We start from the raw sequence: 22,781 nt of genomic DNA on the forward strand, positions 1-22,781 counted from the left end.
GGAGCCGCCGTCATTTACGGATGACGGACGCCGTTGCCGGCCAGGATGTCCCGGTAGCCCTCGCGGAAGGACGGGAACGCGTACGTGAAGCCGGTGCCCCGCAGCAGGCCGTTGCTGCAGCGCTTGTTGCCGCCGCGCGCCGGTCCGGCATCACCCACGGGCGGATGCGGCAGGTCCATGGCGGCAGCCAGGAACCGCAGCACACTGCCCAGGTCGGCGGGATCGTCGTCCACGCCGATGTAGACCGGCGCAGGGTCGGCCGGCATGGACACCAGGTGGACAATGGCTGCGGCAGCGTCGTCGCGGTGGATCCGGTTGGTGTAGCGGACATCTTCCGGGATTACGGCTGAACCGCTGCGCACCTGGTCGATCAGCCGCGTCCTGCCCGGGCCGTAGATGCCGCCGAGCCGAAGGGACACAGCCGCCGTTCCGGTTCCCGCCAGCCGCGCCCGCAGCGCATCTTCGGCTTCAACCAGCACACGCCCGGAGAACCCACCGGGGGCCGGGACCGTGTCCTCATCCACCCAGCCCCCGCCGGCATCGCCGTAGACCGCCGTGGAGGAGACAAAAAGCACCCGCGCCGGCCGCACGCCGTCGCGCTCCAGGGCGTCCAGCACGTTCGTGACGCCACCCAGGTAGGCCGCGCGGTAGGCGTCCTCCGTGGGAGCATCGGCGGCAACGGCAATCACGACGGCGGTGGTGTCCTTGGGGACGGCGGGAAGGTCCGGAGCGCCCAGGTCAGCCGCCACGCCTTCGATGGCGGCAGGCAGTTTCCCGGGGGAGCGGCGCCAGCCCACCACCCGGTGCCCCAGCGCTGCGAATCGAAGGCCCGCTTCCGTACCAAGGTCGCCGCAGCCGGCCAGCAGGATGGTCATGGCTAGGGAGCCTCCACGGCGAAGAAAACGCGCGGATCCTGGAGGAGGGCCGGGTACGCGAACGCGGAGCGGTCAATAATCTCCGTGACCTCGAAGTGCCGGCCGAACCGGCCGTCCTCGAGCGTGATGGGCCGCCCCACCACTTGGCCCACCGCAAACTTCTGTCCGTGTTCGAACGGGACAGCCACCGGCGTCTTGCCCGGAAGGGTGGAGAAGGCCTCCTCCTGCGCCAGCCGTTTCCGCGTGGGCTTCTTCGCCTGCGGCTTGGCCGGGGCCTTCCGCGGCTGCCTGGACGGGCGGCGCGAAGACTCCTCAAGGTAGACGGGGGAGTAGTCGTCCGCGCCGGCTGCCGCGGCGATGCTGCCGCTCACGGGCGGAAGCGCCACCGTGTCCAGCGACTGGGGATCGACGTCGTCGTGGGGATCGCGGAGGATCCACAGAATCTCGCCCTCGGGTTCCCGGGGCAAGAACTCATGCCGGGGTTCCGGCCACACGTAATCCATGTCCGGCACCGCGTCGGCGAAGACCGGGCTGTAGAACTTGGGTTCCTTGTGGACCAGCTTGGAGCGGTGGCTGAGGTGGACGTCAGGATCGCCCAGCCACGGGGGCATCGGAATCTTGCCGGCGTAGTCCGGATGTGCAGCCTGCGGTGCGAACTCGGTGATGTTCGCGCGGGTGTTGTCCGGGTGGCCGCGGCGGGTCCATTCATCCACCATTGCCAGCCCGTACATGGTCAGCGCCGGCACGTAGCCCATCCACATGCGGATGGCAGGGTGGGTCTGCCAGCCGTATCCGGGAATGACCAGGGCGCGGAGCGTCTGGAGCGCCTCGACCCGTTGTTTGCCGAGCCGGGCGGTGTCCAGTGCTGCGGCGCTCTGCCGGAAGTCAGGGTACGGGAGGAAGGTTTGCATTTATTCAGTCTGACGGCACCCGGCGGATGTTCCAATTGCAGTGCCGCGGGCCACAGGGGCAGCCTTCCGGGTGTCCAAATAGTGGACCCATGCATACGGGGGGAGGTTAAAACCACTAAGATCTCCGCAACCACCCCCGCGTTTTGGAAGCTCCCTCATGACACTAACACCTGAAAAGACCACCGGACACGCCCACCCCAGCATGCCCCGTTTCGGGCAGATGCTGGCTCCGGAAGCAAAGGGCATCCTTGTCCTCGATGAGTTCACCATCGATCCCCACGCCGCCCGCAAGGAGCAGCACCGCTTCCGCGACGGCATCGCCGCCGTCGCCAAGACCATGCGCCGCATCGCAGCGCTCCGCGTGGTGATAGCCATCGTGGCCATCGGCAACCTGCCGCTGTTCCTGCTCTCCAGCGGCTGGTGGATCTACGTGGTTTCACTTGCCCTGGTGGTGGGGGTCCATACCGCGGTCACCCTGCTCAACCGGCACGAACCCCGCATCAAGCAGAAGTCTGCCCTGGAACTGCACATGCACCGGGAACGCAGCGCCAACTACCGCAAGGTCCGGGACGCCGTGAAGTACATGATCGATACCCCCAGCCGCATGAACGAGCACCTGTACCTGGAGCTGCTCGCCGTCAAGCGGGTGGCGCTGAACCTGGCCCACGGCACCGTTGCCCTGCTGGACACGAGCGATGACTCCGCCTGGAAGGTCCGGATCGTCCGCGAGTTGCCTGCCGGCTAAGCCCTGCTCACCGGATTAAAGGAACGACGCCGGCACTCCCCTCGTGGGGGCGTGCCGGCGTCGTCTTTTTGGTCAACGGAATTTGTCTATCGCCGACCTGCTTGGGGAGCCCCGGAGGGCTGGGCAGCCACGGGCTGCCGGGCAGCTTCTATGCGGGAAGCTGGAGGACCTGGCCTTCAAAGACGAGGTTCGGGTCCGAGATGGTGTCCAGGTTGGCGTCCGCGAGCTGCTGCCAGCCGCCCTGGATGCCCAGCTTGTCCGCCACGATACTCAAGGTGTCCCCGGCTTCCAGCGTGTAGGTCTCTCCGCTGAGGGCCACTGCGGTGGCGTGCTTGGCGGCGGGAACCGTTGCCGCCGCCTGGACGGGGGCAGCCTGGACCGGCACCTGCTGGACCGGTGCCTGCTGGACTGGCGCCTGCTGGACAGCTGAGGTCCCGGTGGCGCCGCCGCTCAGGCCGAGTTGGGCAGAACAGGACGGCCATGCGCCCCAGCCCTGCGAGGCCTGGACCTGCTCCGCCACGGCGATCTGCTGCTCGCGGCTGGCGTCCGCCGGCGAGCCGGTGCCGCCGTACGCTGACCAGGTGCTGGCGCTGAACTGCAGGCCGCCCGAGTAGCCGTTCCCGGTGTCGGTGGCCCAGTTGCCGCCGCTTTCACACTGCGCCAACGCATCCCAGGTGGAGGTGCTGGTGGTCGCATTGGCTGCCGTGGCCGAAAGTGCCAGGCCGGCGGCGGAAATGGCCGCCACGGTGGCTCCACGGCGCGCGACAGTACGGAAAGTGGTGTTTTTCATGTGGTGATGCTCCTGAAGGCCACCGGCGCTGGTTCCGTCCCCGGAGATCGTCGCGCCACTGCCCGCCCCTGACGAATAGAGGTCAACTTCGGTGGCTGCCGCTGGGCAGTTCTGGTGGAGGCAGCACCGGGCATTCATGCACCCGCTGGACGGGTATGCATTTCACGCTAGGACATGGCCGTGGGGTTATCAAATCGAGATCTGGCCGGGAGTGTCGAAAGCTCCGGTGTTCCGCCGGTGGGCGGGAAATCTGCCGGGGCACTATCCTGACCGGATGGAAAACATTGCCGGCGCCACCGCCGCGCCCGGAACCGAAGCCGACGAATCAGAAGGCGGCGCCCCGGCCCGGGTCCTCCCGGTAGCCGAACTGCACCTGCACATCGAGGGAACCCTGCAGCCGGAGCTGATCTTCGCCCTGGCCGAACGCAACGGCATCACGTTGCCGTACTCCGGGCTGGACGAGCTGCGGCAAAAGTACGAATTCACCGACCTGCAGTCCTTCCTGGACCTGTACTACGCCAACATGGCCGTGCTGCAGACCGAAGAGGACTTTGCGGCCATGACCCACGCCTACCTTGAGCGCGCAGCAGCCGCCGGCGTCCGCCACGCCGAGATCATGATGGATCCGCAGGCGCACCTCTCCCGCGGCATTTCCCTCGAAACCTGCGTCAACGGCGTGGCATCGGTGCTGGCCACTTCCCAGGAGGACTTCGGCATCTCCACCATGCTGATCGCAGCCTTCCTGCGCGACCTCCCCGAGGACTCGGCCCTGGAGGTCCTGGACGGACTGCTCGCCATGGAGGCGCCCATCGGGGCGATCGGCCTGGACTCCGCCGAGGTCGGCAATCCTCCCGCCAAGTTCGAACGGCTCTACGCCAAGGCCCGCGAAGCAGGCCTGCGGCTGACCGCACACGCAGGGGAGGAAGGGCCGGCGTCGTACATCATCGAAGCCCTTGATGTCCTGGGTGTGGAACGCATTGACCACGGCATCCGCTGCATGGACGATCCCGACCTGGTGGAACGGCTCGTTGCCGCGCGGACCCCGCTCACGGTCTGCCCGCTGTCCAACGTCCGGCTTCGTGCCGTGGACACGCTCGCCGACCACCCGCTTCCGGCGATGCTCGCCGCGGGGCTGAATGTCTCGGTCAATTCGGATGACCCGGCGTACTTCGGCGGCTACGTGGACGACAACTTTGCCCAGCTCAAGGCGGTCTTCGATCTGTCCGATTTTGACAAGGCCCGCCTGGCCGCGAACTCCATCCACTCGTCCTTTGCCTCCGAGGAGCGCAAGGCCGAACTGCTGGAGGAACTGAACAGCGGGGAAGTCGCGCCCTGACGCTGCTGTGTCCCAGGCAACAACTGCAGGGCGGTGCCGCTAAACTGGGTGCCGCAGGCGTGTCCGGGGATTGCAGGGCGGCACCCATGCCGGCGCTATGAGGGTTATGCAACAGCCCTTACCCGAGACCTTCGCCTCACTTTGATGCGGGATCCGCTTCATAGTCGGTCACGACACGCAGAGTTAACCAATTAAAGTCGCGCGATTTTACGGGCAGTTGGCAAGATGCCTATGACCGATCGCTTTCATAAAAGGGGAATCATGGCCAAGTCCACCGCAGAAAACACTTACCTTCGTCTCAAGACCGTCCTGGATGTCCTGACCGAAGGCGTGTGGTCAGGCGATGCACTGAACGCGGGCCAGGTCCTCGCCGAGGCGACCGCGCGCGTGCCGTTCAACGAGCACGAAGCCGAACTGCTCAGCGGCGGAATTCCCCGCGGCCACAAGACGCTCACCACCGCCACCGCCAAACTGGTCAAGGCCGGCTGGCTGGTGAAGGGCCGCTCCGGCTGGACCATCACCGAGGACGGCATGCGTGCCACCGTGGCGTACCCCGATGCGGTTTCATTCGCCACCGCGCTCGACGCCGGCACGCCGGTTCCTGCCGACACCCCGGTTCCCACCGCTCCCGAAGGATTCGTCCGGAAGGTGACCGCGGCTCCCGTTGAGCCCGTGGCCAAGGAAGCGCCGGCCAAGAAGACCACCGCCAGGAAGACCCCGGCCAAGAAGGCCGCCGCTGCCGTGGGCAAGGCGGCGAAGGCACTTGAAGAAGCCGTTGAGCCGGTAGTGAAGGCAGTCAAGGGCAAGACGGCGGCCAAGCAGCCTGTTGCCGCCGGTTCCGTTGCGTCGGAGGGGTTCGAGGGACCGGACGTTGAGACCCACCCGCAGCCCGAAGCCGTGGCCGTTGCCGGTGACTTCAACACCATCCTGGGCGCACCGGAGAACTGGGCTCCCCAGTACGACGAAGCACAGATGGAGTTCGATTTCCTGGACCAGCTCTGGAAGAAGAGCGCCGAGCTGCCGGCCGGCTTCTACACCTTCAAGATCGCCCTGAACCGTTCGTGGGACGAGAACTACGGCGCATTTGGCACGTTCGATGGTCCCAACCACGAACTGCACCACCCCGGTGGCACGGTCACCATCCGCTACAACCACGCCACCCGCGACATCACCATCAACTAAGCGGTCCGCTCCGCCCAACTGGGTCGCAGTAGCTGTCGTTTTGGCCGCCCATAACGACACCTACTGCTACCCGGTTGGGGTAGGGCGACGCTCCTGAGGAGGCTCTCCATGGCCGGCCACGACGGTTCACCGGCGGGTTCAGCGCCGGGTGGTTCCCCGACCGGAACGGTCCGGCTCAGCGCACGCGTGTTCGGCGTGGTGCAGGGGGTTGGCTTTCGTTTCTGGACGATGGGCAAGGCCGAGGAACTGGGCCTGACCGGCGAGGTGCGAAACGTCAGCGACGGCTCGGTTGCCGTGGTTGCGGAGGGGCCTGAGCCGCAGGTCGCTGCGCTCCTCGACTGGCTGAAATCAGACCGGACCCCGGGCAGGGTGGAACGCGTGGAGGAATCCCTCACCGCGGCCGAGGGAGGCTTCAACAACTTCCGGGCACGCTGACCGGCGGCTGCCTCCAGGCCCTCCCGCCGCTACTCCGCGCGCGGGCTGAGCCCAATGAAGGCGCCAAGTTCCTCCAGTGCAGCGGGCCGGTGCGGCATGTAGCTGGTGAGCTCGGGGGAGCGGATGACGACCGCCCGCCACTGGCCGCGGGATACGGCTACGTTGATCCGGTTCCGGTTCAGCAGGAACTCTGCCCCGCGGGGAGCCTCCGCCACGGCACTGCATGCCATCGAAACAAGGACCACCGGCGCCTCCTGGCCCTGGAATTTGTCCACCGTTCCGACACGGACCTCGGGCAGGCCGGCCTCTTCCAGATATTTCCGGATCAGGTGGACCTGTGCGTTGTAGGCAGCAACCACCAGGAGGTCCTGCTGGTCCAGCGGCCGCGCTTCACTCTCCGGACCCGCCGTCCATTTCAGGCCCAGGTGGCGCTGTGCCTGCCGGACCACTTCGGCTGCCTCCTCCCTGGAGCTGGTGGTGTTGCCGGTGTGGTCCACGATCACAGTTTCGACGCCGGGCGGAAGCCCTTCGAGCTCACGCAGCGACGCCGCAGGGGCCGACTGCAGTTTCCCCTCGTAACTGAGCTGTGACACCGCCCGGCACAGTTCGGGGTGCATCCGCCAGCTGTCCGCCAGGAAGTAGCCCAACCATCCGGGCAGGGTTGCGTGGCCGGCGGCGAGCCAGCCCAAAGCGGACTCGTCCACAGGCTCCGGATGTGCGCCCTGGGTCACCTGCGGCAACTGCTGGGGGTCGCCGAGCAGGAGCAGCCGGCGGGCGGCACGGGACACCGCAAGGGTGTTGGCCAGCGAGAACTGTCCCGCTTCGTCAATCACCAGCAGATCCAGGGAGCCGGCGGGAACTTCCTTTCCGGTCATGGTCCACGCTGTCCCGCCCACCAGGCACCCGCCGGACGCTGCCAGCAGGCGTGATACGTCGCCGTCGGACGTTAATGTCCACGGAACGTCATGCGGTGCAGCCAGCTTCTTGCCGACCACCGCCGCGTCAACGCCGCCAACCTCGACGGCCCGGCACAGCAGGTTTTCCACCACGTTGTGGGACTGCGCCACCACGCCCACCTTCCAGCCTTCGGCTACAAGCCGGCCGATCACGTGGGCGCCGACGAAGGTCTTACCCGTACCCGGAGGTCCCTGGACGGCAAGGTAGGACCGGTCCAGGTCCCGGAGCGATGCTGTGATGGCGGCGGCGTAATCGGCAGAACCGTACGGGCCGTGCCGGACTTCAGCGGGGCCGGGCAGCGAGCGGAACCGGGGCGGCTGCTTCCGCAGGATGTCCAGTCCCGGCTGGGCGGGCAGGGACGGGAGGGACGATCCCACGGACCGGGCGATGTCGGCGATGGCTGCCTCGATGCTGGCAGTGGCCAGGGGCTGGTCCTCGGTGAGTGCCACGGGGAGGTGCGGGTAGGCTGCCACCTTCTTCGATTCCCGCTCCGCGATGGTGATCAGGGTATGTTCCGGGTTGTCCGGCGCCGGGGAGAGCTCGTTGATCATGGTGCCGAACGTGTAGGCCCTGGCTTCGGGGGCGGCATCCGGTGCCGCCATGCCGTCCGGCGGTGGAGCATCGTAGAGCCGGCACCAGGTGGAATCCGGACGGAAATCCGAGCCTTCCGTCATGGTGCCGCGCAGCCGCAGAACCCGGGTGCGCATCCGCTCCCGGGGCTTGGCCAAGGCCCAGTCTGATGACACCTCGGCGGACTGCACCACGAACACGTTCCGCTGCTCGGACCAGTTTTCGAGTGGCGCCTCCACCCGGTCGAAATGCTGCCACCAGAATTGCTTGCGCTCCCGGCGGTGGTAGCCGGTGGCCGCTGCCACCATGGCCAGGGCCCGCTCGTCGTCGGTCCAGGGCCGGTTGTCCGGCAGGCCTGCCAGGTACTCGCGGAGTGCGGCCTCCTCGGGTGCCTCGTCCACGGCGTCGCGGCGTTCCCGCCCGGCCAGCGGCTGCGCGGGTTCGGTTCCCGGCCGGTCTTCCGTGGCCCGGGCCCCGGCTTCCCCGGCCGCGTCCCCCGCCCGTGCCCCGATTTCCAGCAGCCAGTCCCGGAGCCGGAGGGTGGACAGGCAGTCGTACTGGTTGTAGTCGGAAATGGAGGCAAGGATCCTGTCCGCCTCCTCCTGGTGGCCAGCGTCCCGGGCCGCGCAGTAGGCGGCGTAGGCGACGACGGAGGCGCCGGCATCCTTGACGTCGCCGGAGCGCAGGTTGTCACCCATGTACAGCGGTTCGAGCTTCTTGATGGAGTATGACGCCTCGGAGATCCGCAGCGAATGCCGGACCGTGGCGTACAGGTCCACCAGGAGGCCGTGCCGGAGCCAGTCGTCCACCGTCTCTTCGCCGGCCTGGTGGGCCAGGGAGAGGTTCCGGAGCGCCGTCTTTTCGTAGGGGGCGTAGTGGTAGACGTGCATGTCCGGGTAGCGGGCCCGGCGTTCCTCCACGTAGGCAAGGAAATCGAGGAAGGCACGGCGTTCCCCGGACCGGGAATGGGCCCAGAATGGGCGGAAGACGGGGGTCCCGGCGGCACCGGGCTCGGGGGCCTCGATGACGCCGAAGAGGTATTCGATGCCCCACACGCCGGTGGCGGGGTCCTGCCAGAGGGGGTCACCCTCAAAATCGAAGAAGATGTCGCCCGGGCTGGGGGCGGGGAGCGACGTGATGGTGTGGTCCGGCAGGACCGTGTAGGACACGGTGTGCGGGTGCCCGTCCTTGGTGAAGGTCCGTGACCCGGCAACCTGGTCCAGTCCCAGCTGCATGCGGGCCTGCCGCCGCAGCCTTCCCACGGAATCAGGGGCTTGTTCGGGCGGTATGGCGGCGAGCTGGTCGATGGTGGTGATGCCTTCGGCGTGCAGCTTCCGGCGCCGCACCACTGACATCCCGGCAACCATCAGCAGGTCACGGTGAACCTGAACCTGCTCGGCACAGTAGTCGCACCGGCCGCAGTGCACAACGCCGGGCTGCTGCCACTCCACGGGGACCGCGGCAGCCCGGTGGGCGGCCGTCAGCTGGCGGAAGCGCCGGCGCCGTTCGCGGAAAACGGGAAGCAGGTCCGGGAGGGAATGGCTGCTGCGAAGCCAGTCCTCGCCCACCCTGGTTCCCAGCACCAGCGTGACGACGGGGGAGGGATCCAGTCCCATGCCGATGAGCTGGTCACCGTATGCGGCGAGCTGCAGCAGGGCGCCCACCTTGGCGTGCCGGGCGAGCTTCGTATCCCAGACTTCGTAGCGCCCGGGGTTCCCGGTTCCTGCGGCCTCGTTCACCAGGAAGTCGGCGTAGCCGAGGAACTCGCCGTCGAAGAACGTGGCCTGGAAAACGACGTCGGCTCCGGACCGGAGCGCCAGCTCGGTCTCCGCATGCTTGGCCTGCAGTTCGCCGCGCAGGTTATCCCCGCGGTCCAGTGAGTACACCCCGGCACCCCGGCTGGCGTCCCACTCGCCGTATTTCCGGATCAGGCTGGCCAGGACCGCCCGCTCGTGCCGGTCGCCCAGTTCACCGGCCCGGACGCGCATCTCATCGGCGGGGAAGTCGGCTTTCGGGACGCGGCCCAGCTTTTCGTCCAGGATGCGGAGCGCGCGGTACTCACACTCGCTTGCGGCCACCAGATCGCTGGCGGAAAACACCAGGTCCGGCGCCGTGCCGGCGCTGGCAGCTTCGAGCAGAAACATGGGGCCTCCCCATTGACAGCCGGGCCGGAGGACGGTTCCTGGGGCCCTGGTTTACACCTGCTTCAAACGTAGCAAGAGGGGCCGACAATACAGCCCTAGGAGAGCCGGGCGACGTTCCTGCGGACGGGGCGGCGGGCGGTGCCGTCGGAAAAGAGGTCGGGGGAGGAGGCCTGGATCCGTTTAACGTCCTCGAACACGCCGCGCAGGTGCAGCCGCAGCGAACTGTCCGCCTCGGCAACATTCCTGGCTTCCAAGGCATCCACCACCGCGGTGTGCTGCTCGATGAGGGTGGACACCGGACGCGTGTCGATCAGGCTGAGCCGTCGTGCCCTGTCGAGGTGCGCTTTTGCCGAGTTGACCGCCGTCCAGGCCGATTCATGGCCGGCCAGGCGCAGCAGTTCGCGGTGGAAATCCTCGTCCAGCCGGAAGAACTCCTCGATGTCCCCCTTGGCTTCGGCATCGCGCTGGCTGGCCAGGATGTCGCGGAGGCCGGAAATTCCCGCGGCGTCGGCTGCAAAGTCGTGCAGGGAAGCACATTCGATGGCTTCGCGGACGAACTGGGCCTCCGCAACCCTGGAAAGGTCCACGAGGGACACAAAGGAACCAATTTGCGGAAAAACCTGCACCAGGCCTTCCTCGCGCAGGAGGATCAGGCTTTCGCGGACGGGTGTACGGCTGACGCCCATCTCCTGGGCCAGCTCATTTTCGGACAGGGGTTCGCCGGGAGGAAGCTCCAGTGAAATGATTCGGCGCCGCAGCGCCTCGAGTGTCTGGTCGCGAACGGACAGCCGTGGAATCTGCCCTTTATCGCTCTTGCCGGTTGCCATGGAACCAGTCTAGCTACCGTTGACAAACTAGAATGGTAGTGCTTGTATGGTAGTCAGCAAACGGCACCTAGAGGTGTCGGGCATCCTAAACAAAACCTCTTTTCCTCCAGCAGAGCGACCGAAATGACGGGCCTGCCGGATCCCCAGCCTCCAAGGAAGAAGGACTGCAAAATAATGGACGTTTCAAGGCCAGGAACCAGTGCGGTTGCCGGCGCGCCGGCGCAGCACGACATCAAGAAGGTGCGGCGCACCGCTGCTGCATCCTTCATAGGCACGATGGCGGAGTACTACGACTTTTTCATCTATGGCACAGCCTCCGCGCTGGTGTTTAACAAGATCTTTTTCCCCGAGATCGATCCCCTGCTGGGCACCCTCGCCGCCTTCTCCACCTACGCTGTCGGCTTCTTTGCCCGGCCCTTGGGTGGCATTGTCTGGGGCATGGTGGGGGACCGGATCGGGCGGAAGAAGGCGCTCGTTTATACGCTCCTGCTCACGGGCCTCGGTACGTTCGCCATCGGGCTGCTTCCCACCTACGAAACTATCGGCCTTTGGGCTGCTGTCATCCTCGTCTTCGTCAGGCTGATCCAAGGCTTTGGCGTTGGCGGTGAACAAGGCGGCGCTGTCCTGCTCACAGCCGAAGCGGCCCCGCCCAACCGCAGGGGTTTTTACGCCAGTTTGGTCCAGTTGGGGTCACCTGCTGCGTACCTTGTGCCTTCCGCACTGTTCGCTTTCCTGACCACCCAGCTCTCTGAGGACCAGTTCCTCGCCTGGGGATGGCGCATCCCGTTCCTCCTGAGCATTTTGGTGGTGGCCGTAGGCCTGTACATCCGGCTTCGGGTGGATGAATCGGAAACCTTCAAGGCCGTGAAGGAGAACGCCGCAGCCCAGCAAGCCCCCATGAAGGTGGTCTTCAAGAACAGCCGGCGTGAGGTCCTCCTGGGTATGGGGTCGAAGTTCGTTGAGGCTGCAGTGTTCCCCTTCTACACCGTGTTCCTGGTGGCCTACTCCAAGCATCTGGGCAATGATTCTGCCTTCGTCCTGCAGGCGATCATTATCGCCATCGTGGCCGAACTGATCATGATCCCCATCTGGGGACACCTCACCGACCGTTTCGGCCGGAAAAAGATCTTCCTCGGCGCCGCAGTGCTGAACCTCGTCCTCATCTGGCCTGCCTTTAGCGCCATCGCCAGCGGCGACCCACTCCCCATCGTGGCGATCCTGATCGCAGGTCTGGCACTCGGCCACGCAGGAACCTACGCCCCGCAGGCCTCCTACTACCCTGAGCTGTTCCCGGTCCAGGGCCGATACACCGGCGTCTCCGTGGTGTGGCAGTTTGGCGCCATGATCGCCAGCGGACCCTTTACCGTGGTGGCAACTGCCCTGCTGGCAGCCTCGGGAGGCTCAATTGGCGGCGTGGCCATCTATGTCTCGGCCCTCATCCTGGTCAGCGTGGTCTGCCTCAGCTTGCTTCCGGAAACCGCACCCCGCCGACTGGGCGGTCGCGAATACGCGGACTGGGCGCTTCCCCAGGCACACGCGGGCCAGAGCGTCACGTCCGACCGCTAACCCAACTGAGTAGCAGTAAGGGCCGTTATGGCGGCTCATAACGGCACTTACTGCGACCTGACTGCCTCTCTCCAAAAAACACTTGAAGGACCAACCAGTGAAGATCACCGACGCACGGGTAGTGGTTTCGTCGCCCGGACGGAACTATGTCACCCTCGTAATTGAGACCGAGGACGGCATTACCGGCATCGGCGACGCCACCCTCAACGGCCGGGAGCTGGCAGTGGCCTCCTACCTTGCCGACCACCTGTGCCCGCTGCTGATCGGCCGCGACGCACGCCGCATCGAGGACGCCTGGCAGTACTTCTACAAGGGGGCCTACTGGCGCCGCGGACCGGTGACCATGACCGCGATCGCCGCGATCGACGTCGCCCTGTGGGACATCAAGGGCAAGGCCGCCGGCATGCCGGTGTACGAACTCCTCGGCGGCGCCGCCCGGGAAGGCGTGATGGTCTACGGCCACGCCAGCGGCACCACCCTGGAGGACCTCAGCGAGGATTTCCAGCACCACCTGGACCTCGGCTACAAGGCCATCCGGGCCCAGGCCGCCGTCCCCGGCCTGGACAAGACCTACGGCATCGCCCCGGTGGACGGAAAGCTCTACGAACCCGCCAGCAGCAACGTTCCGCAGGAAGACACCTGGGAAACCACCGCGTACCTTGACTTCGCGCCGAAGATGATGGCGCACGTCCGGGAGCAGTTCGGCTACGGCATCCACGTCCTGCACGACGTCCATCACCGGCTCACCCCCATCGAGGCCGGCCGGCTAGGCGCCTCCCTGGAGCAGTACCGCCCGTTCTGGATCGAGGACCCGACCCCCGCGGAGGACCAGTCGGCGTTCCGGCTGATCCGCCAGCACACCACCACTCCCATCGCGGTGGGCGAGGTGTTCAACTCGATCTGGGACTGCCAGCAGCTCATCACCGAACGCCTGATCGACTACATCCGCACCTCGGTGTCCCACGCCGGCGGCATCACCCACCTGCGGCGGATCTTCTCGCTCGCGGACCTCTACGGCGTGCGCTCCGGCTCGCATGGAGCCGGTGACCTCTCGCCGGCATCGTTCGCCGCGGCGCTGCACGTGGACATGAGCATCCCCAACTTCGGCATCCAGGAATACATGGGCCACCGGGAGCCGGCGAACGAGGTTTTCAAGACCTCCTATGCCTTTAACGACGGCTACATGCATCCGGGTGATGCTCCCGGCATCGGCGTAGAGTTCGACGAGGAAGCCGCCGCGCGCTTCCCCTTCGACCCCAAATACCTGCCGGTCAACCGCCGGCTCGACGGATCGGTGCACGACTGGTGAACGCAGCAGCAACCCGGGATGACTTTGATGTGGTGGCCATGGGGGAGATCCTCGTGGAAGTCGCCACCGACCAGGCCTTCGGCCACGGGGTTCCTGCGCAGTTGGGTATCTCCGGCGACGCCCTCAACGTGGCGGCGGCCGCAGCGGCCGCCGGCGCACGGGTGGGGCTTCTCGCGGTCCTGACCGACGACGACCTGGGCAAGGCGATCGCCGCCAGGATCGCGGAACTTGGCATCTCCACGGACCTGCTGAAGTTCCGGTCTGGGCAGCAGGGCGTCTACCTGGTGCACTGCGACCCCGACGGCCAGCGTGAGTTCTCCTATGCCCGCAGCGGCAGCGTCGGCTCCACCCTGGCCCCGGACGACGTCGACCCCCGCGTGTTCGAGTCGGCGGGCGCCGTCGTCGCGGGCGGCATCGCCTGCGCGGTTTCGGCCACGTCACGCGCCGCCGTCGTCAAGGCCGCGGGCCTGGCCACGCGTTTTGTCTTCGACCCCAACTTCCGTCCCCGCCTCACCACCGCGGAAGACGCGACGGCGGTACTCGCCGAACTCGCGCCCCGGGCCTTCCTGGTCACGCCCAGCTTCCCCGGCGAAACAAGCACACTCCTGGGGGCTTCGTCGCCCCGGGAAGCAGCCGGCAAGCTGCTGGCGCAGGGCACGGAACTCGTTGCCGTCACGTGCGGGGCCGAGGGCGTCCAGCTCGAGTCGGCCGACGGCTGCACCTGGGTCCCTGCGATCCCTGCCCCGGCCGTGGTGGACCAAACAGGCGCGGGAGACTCCTTCGTGGGAACGCTGACCGCCCGGCTGGTGCTGGGGGACAGTTTCCCGACGGCGGCCCGCTACGGTGCCGCGGCATCGTCACTGGTGGTGGGCGGCAAGGGCGGAACAGGATTCATCCCCTCCTTTGACCAGACGCGGGCGCATGCCGCCGCGGGGGTCTCCGCGGCCGCACATGACTCCGTGAAGGGAGAACTGCCATCGCACGCCTAAGCCTTGAAACCCTGGCCGGACACGGCCGGCAGGCGGCACTGGAACGCGGAAAGCTGCAGCCGGGCATCGTGCACCTGGGCCTGGGCGCATTCGCCCGCGCCCATACGGCGGTGTTCACCGAAGACGCCATGCTCGCTGCCGGCGACTACGAATGGGGCATCATCGGCGTCACCCAGCGCTCGGACACCGTGGCCAGGCAGCTAGCCCCGCAGGACGGGCTCTTCACCGTGGCCGAACGCGGCGACGGCGCAGCCCCGGCGCGCGTCGTTTCCAGTATCGTCGAAGCCATCTCCGGCCGGGACACCCCGGAACTGGTGGTGGAACGGATCGCCGCTGCAGCCACCAAGGTGGTCACGCTCACCATCACGGAAAAGGGCTACCGCTTCGATCCCCGGACCCACACCCTGGACCTCGACGACCCCGAGATCCAGGCTGATCTCGCCGGTCAACCGCCACGGACCGCCATCGGCCAGATCACCCGCGGACTGCAGCAACGCGCCCTGAACGGGGCAGGTCCGGTCACTGTATTGTCCTGCGACAATCTGCCGGGCAACGGCGAACTGACGGGGACACTGGTCCGCGGCTTCGCTGCTTCCCTTCCCACAGCGGAAAGCGGGCCGCTGCTGGCCTGGCTCCAGGACAACGTGACCTTCCCCAGCACCATGGTCGACCGGATGGTGCCGGCCAGTACGGAAGGCGACCTGACCGCCGTCGAACACGAACTGGGACTGCGGGATGAAGCGGCCGTGGTGGCCGAGCCCTTCAAAGAGTGGGTCATCGAGGACAACTTTGCCGCCGGCCGCCCGCGCTGGGAGGACGCCGGCGCCTTCTTAAGCGCCGATGTGCCCGCCTGGGAAGCCGCCAAACTGCGGCTGCTCAACGCCAGCCACTCAATGCTGGCCTACCTCGGCCTCGCAGCGGGGAAGGAAACCATCAGCGACGCCGTCGCCGACCCCGCCTTCCGCACCGCGTGCCGCCGGATGATGCTTGAGGAAGCGCTCCCCACCATTGCCTTGCCTGCCGGGCTGGACGGCGGGCAGTACTGTGCCGAGGTGCTCCGCCGCTTCGCCAACCCCGCACTCGGGCACACCACAGCGAAAGTGGGCAGCGACGGGTCGCAGAAAATCGGGCTGCGCCTGATCCCCACCATCCGGGGAACTTTCGACGCCGGGCGGGAACCTCGCTGGGCCGCCTTGGCCATTGCGGCCTGGATGCGGCATGTGGCAATCACCCCGGCGGCGGATCTCAACGATCCGCTTGCCGCCGGACTGCATGCCGTCCTGCCAGCCACCCGGATGCCGGAGGACGTGGTGCCGGCACTGCTGGGCTTCCGGCCCGCCTTCGACCAAGACCTGGCACAGCACGAGGGCTTCACCGGACTGCTGCTGCACTGGTACCGCATTCTGGAAAACAACGGGCCGGAAGGCCTGGGAAACGAGATCAACCATGGCTGATGCCTCCGCCGTCCTGAACGTCTCACCGGTGATTCCGGTGGTCACCATCGACGAACCCCAGGACGCCGTCCCCCTGGCCCGGGCGCTGGCCGACGGCGGCGTGAAGATCATCGAGCTGACGCTGCGGACCGAATCAGCCTTGACATCGCTGAAGCTCATCGCCACTGAAGTCCCGGAGATCCTGGTGGGAGCCGGCACCATCCTCACGCCGGCGCAGGCCGATGCCGCCGTGGCGGCGGGCGCCCGGTTCCTGGTCAGCCCCGGCGTCACCCCCGCCCTGCTCAGCTCGATGCTCGCCCTGGACGTCCCGGTGCTGCCGGGCGTGGCCACGGTGGGCGAAGTGATGGCGGTCCTGGAACAGGGCCTGGACACCATGAAGTTCTTCCCGGCCGGTCCTGCCGGCGGCCCCGGCTACCTGTCAGCCATCGGGGCACCCATCCCGCACGTCCGGTTCTGCCCCACGGGCGGCATCAGCCTGGCCACCGCGCCTGACTACCTGAAGCTGCCGAATGTTGCCTGCGTGGGCGGCAGCTGGCTGACTCCGGCAGCCGCCGTCGCCGCCAAGGACTGGGCCAGGATCAGGGTACTGGCCAGCGAGGCGGCCCGGCTCGGGCGGTAGCTCAACCGCAGCTGGATACGCCCGTCCCGGCCCCCGGGGCGGGCAAAAACCCGTGGACGCCGGCCGGCAGCAGCAGTACTCTTCTCACGGGCGCGCATTGGTCAGCACGCCCGCAGTGGTAGCCGAAGGCGTTCCCGTCACGGGACGCCGCGTCTGGTCCGCGCACTGGGGGCAACGAAGGTCCGTCTGGTTGTTCCGCCGGACTGCCGGCGGCGGCCGCAGACAATGCCAGCCTTTGATGGGGATCCCCATCGTTGTGAAGAGGTCAAGCCAAGAACACCCACGTCCGCCGTTTCACCCTGCTCTGCGCAGCAGGGCTCTTCGCTTTCACCGCCGGGGCCGCCCCGGCCCAGGCAGCAAATAATCGCGCAAGTTGCGTAGGCATCATCGTCTCCACCGAGGCGACGGCGGGCACGCTGGACGTGAACTACTACAAGGGTGTGGCCGAGGCCTTTGACTATGACACCTTCGGGCACTTCGTCGCGGACGGAGCCCGCCAGCACGCCGGATCGCTGAAGGCATGCGAGCCGCAGTAGACCCGCTCAAAGGGCAGCGGACGACGGCGGGACCTCCCGCCGTCGTCCGCTGCCCCTGCTGTGCCGGGCGGGTCAGCCCTTGGCGTCCGCGCGGACCTGGGCCTTGTCGTGTTCGTCGTGGGCGCTCCGGAGCAGTTCCAGGAACTCGGTCTCGTTGCGGATCAGCCGCTTGTACTTCTCCGGAAGCTTGCGGATCTGGTCCTCCTCGCGGCACATCCGGGCGAAGATCTTGTCCCGCTCCACCATGTCCGTCTCGTAGTTGAGGTCCAGATACTCCACGGCATGCCGCTTGGCTCCGGAGACGGCGTTCTTGGCCTTGCCCTTGGGGCTGAAGATGGAGGCCACCACCGTGACCACCAGGACCCCCAGGATGACGGACAGCGAAACGCCGGTGCTCACCTCCACGACGTTCACGTGCTCGCCGTCGTTGATAAACGGCAGCGTGTTCTCGTGGAGCGCGTGCAGGATGAGCTTGACGCCGATGAAGCCCAGGATGGCGGCAAGGCCGTAGGAGAGGAAGATCAGCCGGTCCAGCAGCCCGTCGATCAGGAAGAACAGCTGCCGCAGGCCCATCAGGGAGAAGGCCGTGGCGGTGAACACGATGAACACGTTCTGGGTCAGGCCGAAGATTGCCGGAATGGAATCCAGGGCGAACAGGATGTCCGTGCCGCCGATCGCCACCATCACCAGCAGCATAGGGGTGAGGACCCGTTTGCCGTTCTCCATGGTGAAGAGCTTGTCGCCGTCGTAGTGGGCCGACGCCGGGAGGTACTTCTTGGCGAGCCGGACCACCAGGCCTTCGGACTCGTCGTCGTCGTGGCTGCCCGGCTTGAGCAGGTTGCCGGCGGTGATCAGCAAAATCAGGCCGAAGATGTAGAACACCCACGCGAAGCTGTTGATCAGCGCGGCGCCCAGGAGGATGAACCCCGTGCGGGCGATCAGGGAGAAGACAATGCCGAACAGCAGTACCTTCTGCTGATCAGCGCGCGGCACCCGGAAGCTCGCCATAATGATGAGGAAGACGAAAAGGTTGTCCACGGACAGCGCCTTCTCCGTGATGTACCCCGCGAAATACTCCGCGCCCATGGTGGTGCCGCCCAGGATGAGCACCCCAAGCCCGAAGAGCACCGCGATGCCCACATAGATGGCGGACCAGACGGCGGCTTCCTTAAGGGACGGCGTGTGGGCCTTCCGGACATGGAAGAAGAAGTCGAAGGCCAGCAGGCCAACGATTCCTGCGATGGTCAAGATCCAGACTATGGAGGGTACTTCCACGCGGCAGGCCTTTCGTCGTCAGTGTCCTTCAAGCCTACGCGGGCTTGAGCAGTTCATGCTTCACGACGGCCGAACGCGACAAGGTCTTGTATCCCTCCTGTTCGAACAGGACGGTAATGACGTCATCCTCGTGCCGCATGACCAGGCCGGGACCCCATTCCTTGTGCACCACCGTGGACTGCAGCGGGAACGGATCGTCCGCGAGCTTCTTCGCCCCCTGCCGGCCGGACGCCGCGGCGCAGCCATCGCAGTTGCCGCACGGGTCGGGCAGGTCCTCACCGAAGTAGCCCAGCAGGAACTGCCGCCGGCAGCCGTCCGTCTCCGCGTAGGCCCGCATCATGCTGAGACGGGACTGCTCCACCCGCTGCCGCGCCTCGGCAAGTTCGACGGCGTCCTCCACCAGGGCGGGCAGCTTGGCCTTGGAGGCGAGCCGGACGCCCCGTCTGCCGATGGCGACGGCGCCCGCCTCCTCAAGCTGGTTGAGCAGCCCGGTGACCCGGCGGGCGGGGAAACCGGTCAGCTCGGCCAGGGATGACTTCGGCGTGGCCGCGTGCGCGGCCTTGAGGACCTTCAGCACCGCCAGGAGGCGTTCCGGGTCCGGTGAACTGGTGGTGAAGAACTTCCGCAGGCCCAGGTCCTCGGACCGGTAGTGCAGCACCGCCGCGGCAGGCTTCCCGTCCCGCCCTGCCCGGCCGATCTCCTGATAGTAGGCATCCAGCGACTCCGGAATGTCCGCATGGACCACAAAGCAGACGTTGGGTTTGTCGATGCCCATCCCGAAGGCGGTGGTGGCCACCACGACATCCAGCCCGTCATGGAGGAACAGCTCGTGGATCCTCTCCCGGTCCGCGGCCGACCTGCCCGCGTGGTACGCCTCGCTGCGCAGCCCCAGCCCGGCAAGCTTGGCGGCGTACTTCTCCGTGTCCTGCCGGGTGGCGGCATAGAGCAGCCCGTGCCCGTCCCGCGCGAACTCCGCGACCTGCTCAAGCACGGCCTTGCGCTTGCCCTTGTCCTCATGGTGGCGGACCACATCCAGGGAAATGTTGGGCCGGTCAAAACCGTGCACCAGCACCAGCGGGTTCCGCATGTCCAGCCGGGCCACGATCTCGTCCCGCACGGGCGGTGCCGCGGTGGCGGTGAGCGCCGCCACGGGCGGGTTGCCCAGCCGTTCCCGGACGCTGCCCAGGCCAAGGTAGTCGGGGCGGAAGTCGTGGCCCCAGGAGGAAACGCAGTGTGCCTCGTCCACCACGAACAGGGAGATGTCCAGGGCGGCCAGGCGGTCCACCGTCTCCTTCTTGGCCAGCTGTTCGGGGGCCAGGAACACGAAGGTGGCTTTCCCGGACTCGACAGCCTGCCAGGCGGCCTCCACCTCGGAATCGCTGTGCGACGAATTAATGACGACGGCGGCCCCTGGGCCAAGGTCCCCGGCCAAGGCATCCTGCTGGTCCTCCTGCAGGGCTATGAGGGGTGACACCACGACGGCGGGGCGTCCGGTCGTCTTGTGCAGGTGCTGGGCGGCCACCTGGTAGATGGCGGATTTGCCGTACCCGGTGGGCATCACGGCCAGGACGTCGCGGTCGGCCACCAGGGCGCTCATGCCGGCCAGCTGGCCGTCCCGCAATGAGGGCAGGGAAAAGGAAGATGCCGCCAGGGCGGCGAGGGCAAGATCGTCGGACATGTAGAAGGCAGCTCCGCGCAGTGGGTCCCGCAGCCGCTTGCTTCAGCCGCGGGAACCAGCCTACGCCAGGCAGGAGCCGCCGTCGTGCATCCCTTGACTTCCATGACCCGCTGAACAACTGTGGAAGAAGCTGGTCCGCCGGCGGATGCCGTGGGTAATGGGGACCAGGAATCAGCCGAGGAGTGTGCAGCGTGACGCGCAAGAACCCGAAGGTCGAAGAAGCCGACGAGTCCGAACTGGAAGTGACCGGCCATCCAAAATCCTGGGCTGCCGGAGTGCCCGGCGTCTACTACTCCATGAAGCCGGCGCTGGAGCACATGGGGGTGGAGCGGTCGCGGAAGACCCTGCTGGCGCTGAACCAGAAGGACGGCTTCGACTGCATGAGCTGCGCCTGGCCGGACCCGGGCCACCGCAAGACGTTCGAGTTCTGCGAAAACGGGGCCAAGGCGGTGACCTGGGAGGCAACGCCAGTGGTCATCGGCTCGGAGTTCTGGGCCGGACATCCTGTCAGCGAGCTGCGGGACCGCTCGGAATACTGGCTGGGCATGCAGGGCCGCCTCACCGAACCGGTGTACAAACCGGCGGGGGAGGACCACTACCGTCCGGTCAGCTGGGACCAGGCATTCGGCATCATCGCCAATAAGCTGGCGTCGCTCCCTGACCCCAACCAGGCCGCGTTCTACACCAGCGGCCGGACCTCCAACGAGGCCGCCTTCCTCTACCAGCTGTTCATCCGCGCCTACGGCACCAACAACCTGCCGGACTGCTCCAACATGTGCCACGAGTCCTCCGGCTGGGCCATGGGCCAGACCATCGGCGTGGGCAAGGCAACGGTGTCCTACGACGACTTCGCCAAAGCTGACCTCATCATCGTCATGGGACAAAACCCGGGCACCAACCATCCGCGGATGCTCACCGCCCTGGAGGAAGCCAAAGAAGCCGGCTGCAAGATCGTGGCCGTCAACCCGCTGCCGGAGGCCGGGCTGATGCGGTACAAGAACCCGCAGAAGGTGAAGGGCATCATCGGGCGCGGCACGGACCTGGCCGACCAGTTCCTGCAGGTGCGGATCGGTGGGGACATGGCGCTGCTGCAGGCCATCTCCAAGCGCGTCCTCGAAGCCGAAGACGCCCATCCCGGGACCGTGCTGGACCACAAATTCCTCGAGGAGCACTGTGACGGGCTGGCGGAGCTGCGGGCCCACCTTGCCCGGCTGGACGACGCCACCGTGCTGGAAGCCACCGGGCTCCGCCTGGAGGAGATCGAGGAACTGGCGGCCCGCTACGTCGCAGCGGACCGGGTGATCATCACCTGGGCGATGGGCATCACGCAGCAGAAAAAGGGCGTGGCCACCATCAAGGAGATGATCAACCTGCTCCTGCTCCGCGGCAACATGGGCAAGCCGGGCGCCGGCGCTTCACCCATCCGCGGGCACAGCAACGTCCAGGGCGACAGGACCATGGGGATCTGGGAACAGATGCCCCCCGCCTTCCTGGACGCCCTGGGGCAGGAGTTCGCTTTTGAACCGCCCCGTGAGCACGGCCTGGACGCCGTCCAGACCGTGCGGGCCATGCGCGACGGCGGCATCAAGGTATTCATCGCGCTCGGCGGCAATTTCGTGGGCGCCATCTCGGACACGCACGCCGCGGAGGAGGCGATGGAGAACACGGAGCTGTCCGTCCAGATCTCCACCAAGCTCAACCACTCGCACGCGGTCACCGGCGCCGAGGCGCTCATCCTGCCCACCCTGGGCCGGACGGAGATCGACCGGCAGGAGTCCGGGCCGCAGTTTGTCTCCGTGGAGGACACCGTCTGCGCCGTGCACGCCTCGCACGGAACCGTGGAGCCGGTGGCCCCGGGCCTGCTCTCCGAGGTGGCCATCGTCTGCCGGCTCGCCGCCGCCACCGTGGGCGGGCGGACCTCCGCGGACTGGGCCGGCTTTGAAAAGAACTATGACCTGATCCGGGACCACATCTCCCACGTGGTGAACGGCTGCGAGGACTACAACCGGAAGGTCCGGCAGGACGGCGGGTTCATCCTGCCCAACGGCCCCCGCGACTCGAGGACGTTCAACACGCCCACCGGCAAGGCAATCCTCACGGTCAATGAACTGGAGCATGTGGAACGCCCTGCGGGGACCCTGATCCTGCAGACCATGCGCTCGCACGACCAGTTCAATACCACCATCTACGGCCACAACGACCGGTACCGCGGAATCAAGAAAGGCCGCGAGGTGGTGTTCGTGAACCCCGCAGACCTGGCGGAACTGGGGCTGTCTGACGGGCAGCACGTGGACATCCACGGCGTGTACTCCGACGGGGTGGACCGGGTGCTGCGGAACTACCGCGTGGTGTCCTATCCCTCGGCCCGCGGCTGCGCGGCGGCGTACTACCCGGAGGCGAACGTGCTGGTGCCGCTGGAAAGCGTGGCGGAGGGAAGCCAGACGCCGGCGTCGAAGGCAGTTATTGTCCGGCTCGAACCTGTGCCCGTGCTGGAGGAGGAGCCCACCGCCTGGGGCTAACCGGTGGGTTGAGCCCGTATCCGGTGGTTGAGCCTGTCGAAACCCTGATTTCGACAGGCTCAAC

At 66.9% G+C, this 22,781-nt stretch carries 17 protein-coding genes; 10 read left to right on the top strand and 7 right to left on the bottom strand.

From position 1 onward, the window contains the following. Positions 1 to 14 precede the first annotated feature (14 nt). On the bottom strand, positions 15 to 875 hold the full coding sequence (locus ACJJV6_RS12495; protein WP_407709025.1) for an NAD-dependent epimerase/dehydratase family protein: 861 nt from the start codon (positions 873 to 875) through the stop codon (positions 15 to 17). Positions 876 to 877: 2 nt separating this feature from the next. Continuing rightward, positions 878 to 1,786, bottom strand: a complete 909-nt coding sequence (locus ACJJV6_RS12500) for an MSMEG_6728 family protein (protein ID WP_133351627.1) — start codon at positions 1,784 to 1,786, stop codon at positions 878 to 880. Between the two features lie 157 nt (positions 1,787 to 1,943). On the opposite strand from ACJJV6_RS12500, the gene ACJJV6_RS12505 reads away from it, so the two are divergent. Further along, on the top strand, positions 1,944 to 2,531 hold the full coding sequence (locus ACJJV6_RS12505; RefSeq protein ID WP_407709026.1) for a hypothetical protein: 588 nt from the start codon (positions 1,944 to 1,946) through the stop codon (positions 2,529 to 2,531). Positions 2,532 to 2,679: 148 nt separating this feature from the next. On the opposite strand, the gene ACJJV6_RS12510 is transcribed toward ACJJV6_RS12505, so the two are convergent. After that, complete coding sequence (locus tag ACJJV6_RS12510; RefSeq protein ID WP_407709027.1) at positions 2,680 to 3,321, bottom strand: transglycosylase family protein; 642 nt, start codon at positions 3,319 to 3,321, stop codon at positions 2,680 to 2,682. A 274-nt stretch (positions 3,322 to 3,595) separates the two neighbouring features. On the opposite strand from ACJJV6_RS12510, the gene ACJJV6_RS12515 reads away from it, so the two are divergent. The 3 genes from ACJJV6_RS12515 (at position 3,596) to ACJJV6_RS12525 (ending at position 6,274) form a co-directional block, all read left to right on the top strand. Then, positions 3,596 to 4,657 (top strand): adenosine deaminase, encoded by a 1,062-nt coding sequence (locus ACJJV6_RS12515; protein ID WP_133351631.1) that lies wholly within the window; start codon positions 3,596 to 3,598, stop codon positions 4,655 to 4,657. Positions 4,658 to 4,918: 261 nt separating this feature from the next. Continuing rightward, a complete protein-coding gene (locus tag ACJJV6_RS12520; RefSeq protein WP_009356949.1) occupies positions 4,919 to 5,839 on the top strand; it encodes a hypothetical protein in 921 nt (306 codons plus the stop codon). Positions 5,840 to 5,947: 108 nt separating this feature from the next. After that, positions 5,948 to 6,274, top strand: coding sequence for an acylphosphatase (locus ACJJV6_RS12525; protein WP_407709028.1), 327 nt, complete (start codon positions 5,948 to 5,950; stop codon positions 6,272 to 6,274). A gap of 29 nt (positions 6,275 to 6,303) precedes the next feature. Here the strand turns inward: ACJJV6_RS12525 and ACJJV6_RS12530 are convergent, their stop codons facing one another. Together ACJJV6_RS12530 and ACJJV6_RS12535 are read right to left on the bottom strand one after the other, a co-directional pair. Beyond that, positions 6,304 to 9,945 (bottom strand): TM0106 family RecB-like putative nuclease, encoded by a 3,642-nt coding sequence (locus ACJJV6_RS12530; RefSeq protein ID WP_407709029.1) that lies wholly within the window; start codon positions 9,943 to 9,945, stop codon positions 6,304 to 6,306. A 95-nt stretch (positions 9,946 to 10,040) separates the two neighbouring features. Continuing rightward, on the bottom strand, positions 10,041 to 10,772 hold the full coding sequence (locus ACJJV6_RS12535) for a GntR family transcriptional regulator (RefSeq protein ID WP_133351639.1): 732 nt from the start codon (positions 10,770 to 10,772) through the stop codon (positions 10,041 to 10,043). A gap of 174 nt (positions 10,773 to 10,946) precedes the next feature. Between ACJJV6_RS12535 and ACJJV6_RS12540 the strand changes: the two genes are divergently transcribed. The 5 genes from ACJJV6_RS12540 (at position 10,947) to eda (ending at position 16,709) form a co-directional block, all read left to right on the top strand. Then, entirely contained in the window at positions 10,947 to 12,338 is a 1,392-nt protein-coding gene (locus tag ACJJV6_RS12540; protein WP_407709030.1) for an MFS transporter, read from the top strand. Between the two features lie 97 nt (positions 12,339 to 12,435). Continuing rightward, positions 12,436 to 13,647 carry a D-mannonate dehydratase ManD gene (gene manD / locus ACJJV6_RS12545; RefSeq protein WP_407709031.1) on the top strand — a complete coding sequence of 404 codons (1,212 nt, stop codon included), beginning with the start codon at positions 12,436 to 12,438 and terminating at the stop codon, positions 13,645 to 13,647. Positions 13,648 to 13,685: 38 nt separating this feature from the next. Beyond that, positions 13,686 to 14,636, top strand: a complete 951-nt coding sequence (locus ACJJV6_RS12550) for a sugar kinase (RefSeq protein ID WP_407710500.1) — start codon at positions 13,686 to 13,688, stop codon at positions 14,634 to 14,636. 68 nt (positions 14,637 to 14,704) lie between these two features. After that, on the top strand, positions 14,705 to 16,090 hold the full coding sequence (locus ACJJV6_RS12555) for a mannitol dehydrogenase family protein (protein WP_407709032.1): 1,386 nt from the start codon (positions 14,705 to 14,707) through the stop codon (positions 16,088 to 16,090). Then, entirely contained in the window at positions 16,083 to 16,709 is a 627-nt protein-coding gene (gene eda, locus ACJJV6_RS12560; RefSeq protein ID WP_009356956.1) for a bifunctional 4-hydroxy-2-oxoglutarate aldolase/2-dehydro-3-deoxy-phosphogluconate aldolase, read from the top strand. The genes ACJJV6_RS12555 and eda overlap by 8 nt, the downstream gene beginning before the upstream one ends. A 608-nt stretch (positions 16,710 to 17,317) precedes the next feature. Here the strand turns inward: eda and ACJJV6_RS12565 are convergent. Next, a complete protein-coding gene (locus ACJJV6_RS12565) occupies positions 17,318 to 18,520 on the bottom strand; it encodes a TerC family protein (protein WP_354176377.1) in 1,203 nt (400 codons plus the stop codon). A gap of 34 nt (positions 18,521 to 18,554) precedes the next feature. After that, positions 18,555 to 20,198, bottom strand: a complete 1,644-nt coding sequence (locus ACJJV6_RS12570; RefSeq protein ID WP_407709033.1) for a RecQ family ATP-dependent DNA helicase — start codon at positions 20,196 to 20,198, stop codon at positions 18,555 to 18,557. A 191-nt stretch (positions 20,199 to 20,389) separates the two neighbouring features. Here ACJJV6_RS12570 and ACJJV6_RS12575 point away from each other — a divergent pair, with 191 nt between their 5' ends. Continuing rightward, positions 20,390 to 22,717 carry an FdhF/YdeP family oxidoreductase gene (locus ACJJV6_RS12575; protein ID WP_407709034.1) on the top strand — a complete coding sequence of 776 codons (2,328 nt, stop codon included), beginning with the start codon at positions 20,390 to 20,392 and terminating at the stop codon, positions 22,715 to 22,717. Positions 22,718 to 22,781 lie beyond the last annotated feature (64 nt).

The organism is Arthrobacter nitrophenolicus (genome assembly GCF_045833485.1).
GTDB classification, from domain to species: domain Bacteria; phylum Actinomycetota; class Actinomycetes; order Actinomycetales; family Micrococcaceae; genus Arthrobacter; species Arthrobacter nitrophenolicus.

Bases quoted from the DNA above. Each gene is read 5' to 3' on its own strand.
- ACJJV6_RS12505 (WP_407709026.1), top strand. From the start codon at position 1,944: ATGACACTAACACCTGAAAAGACCACCGGACACGCCCACCCCAGCATG.
- ACJJV6_RS12515 (WP_133351631.1), top strand. From the start codon at position 3,596: ATGGAAAACATTGCCGGCGCCACCGCCGCGCCCGGAACCGAAGCCGAC.
- ACJJV6_RS12510 (WP_407709027.1), bottom strand. From the start codon at position 3,321: ATGAAAAACACCACTTTCCGTACTGTCGCGCGCCGTGGAGCCACCGTG.
- ACJJV6_RS12550 (WP_407710500.1), top strand. From the start codon at position 13,686: ATGGGGGAGATCCTCGTGGAAGTCGCCACCGACCAGGCCTTCGGCCAC.
- ACJJV6_RS12535 (WP_133351639.1), bottom strand. From the start codon at position 10,772: ATGGCAACCGGCAAGAGCGATAAAGGGCAGATTCCACGGCTGTCCGTT.
- ACJJV6_RS12500 (WP_133351627.1), bottom strand. From the start codon at position 1,786: ATGCAAACCTTCCTCCCGTACCCTGACTTCCGGCAGAGCGCCGCAGCA.
- eda (WP_009356956.1), top strand. From the start codon at position 16,083: ATGGCTGATGCCTCCGCCGTCCTGAACGTCTCACCGGTGATTCCGGTG.
- ACJJV6_RS12495 (WP_407709025.1), bottom strand. From the start codon at position 875: ATGACCATCCTGCTGGCCGGCTGCGGCGACCTTGGTACGGAAGCGGGC.
- ACJJV6_RS12520 (WP_009356949.1), top strand. From the start codon at position 4,919: ATGGCCAAGTCCACCGCAGAAAACACTTACCTTCGTCTCAAGACCGTC.
- ACJJV6_RS12525 (WP_407709028.1), top strand. From the start codon at position 5,948: ATGGCCGGCCACGACGGTTCACCGGCGGGTTCAGCGCCGGGTGGTTCC.
- ACJJV6_RS12540 (WP_407709030.1), top strand. From the start codon at position 10,947: ATGGACGTTTCAAGGCCAGGAACCAGTGCGGTTGCCGGCGCGCCGGCG.
- ACJJV6_RS12530 (WP_407709029.1), bottom strand. From the start codon at position 9,945: ATGTTTCTGCTCGAAGCTGCCAGCGCCGGCACGGCGCCGGACCTGGTG.
- ACJJV6_RS12570 (WP_407709033.1), bottom strand. From the start codon at position 20,198: ATGTCCGACGATCTTGCCCTCGCCGCCCTGGCGGCATCTTCCTTTTCC.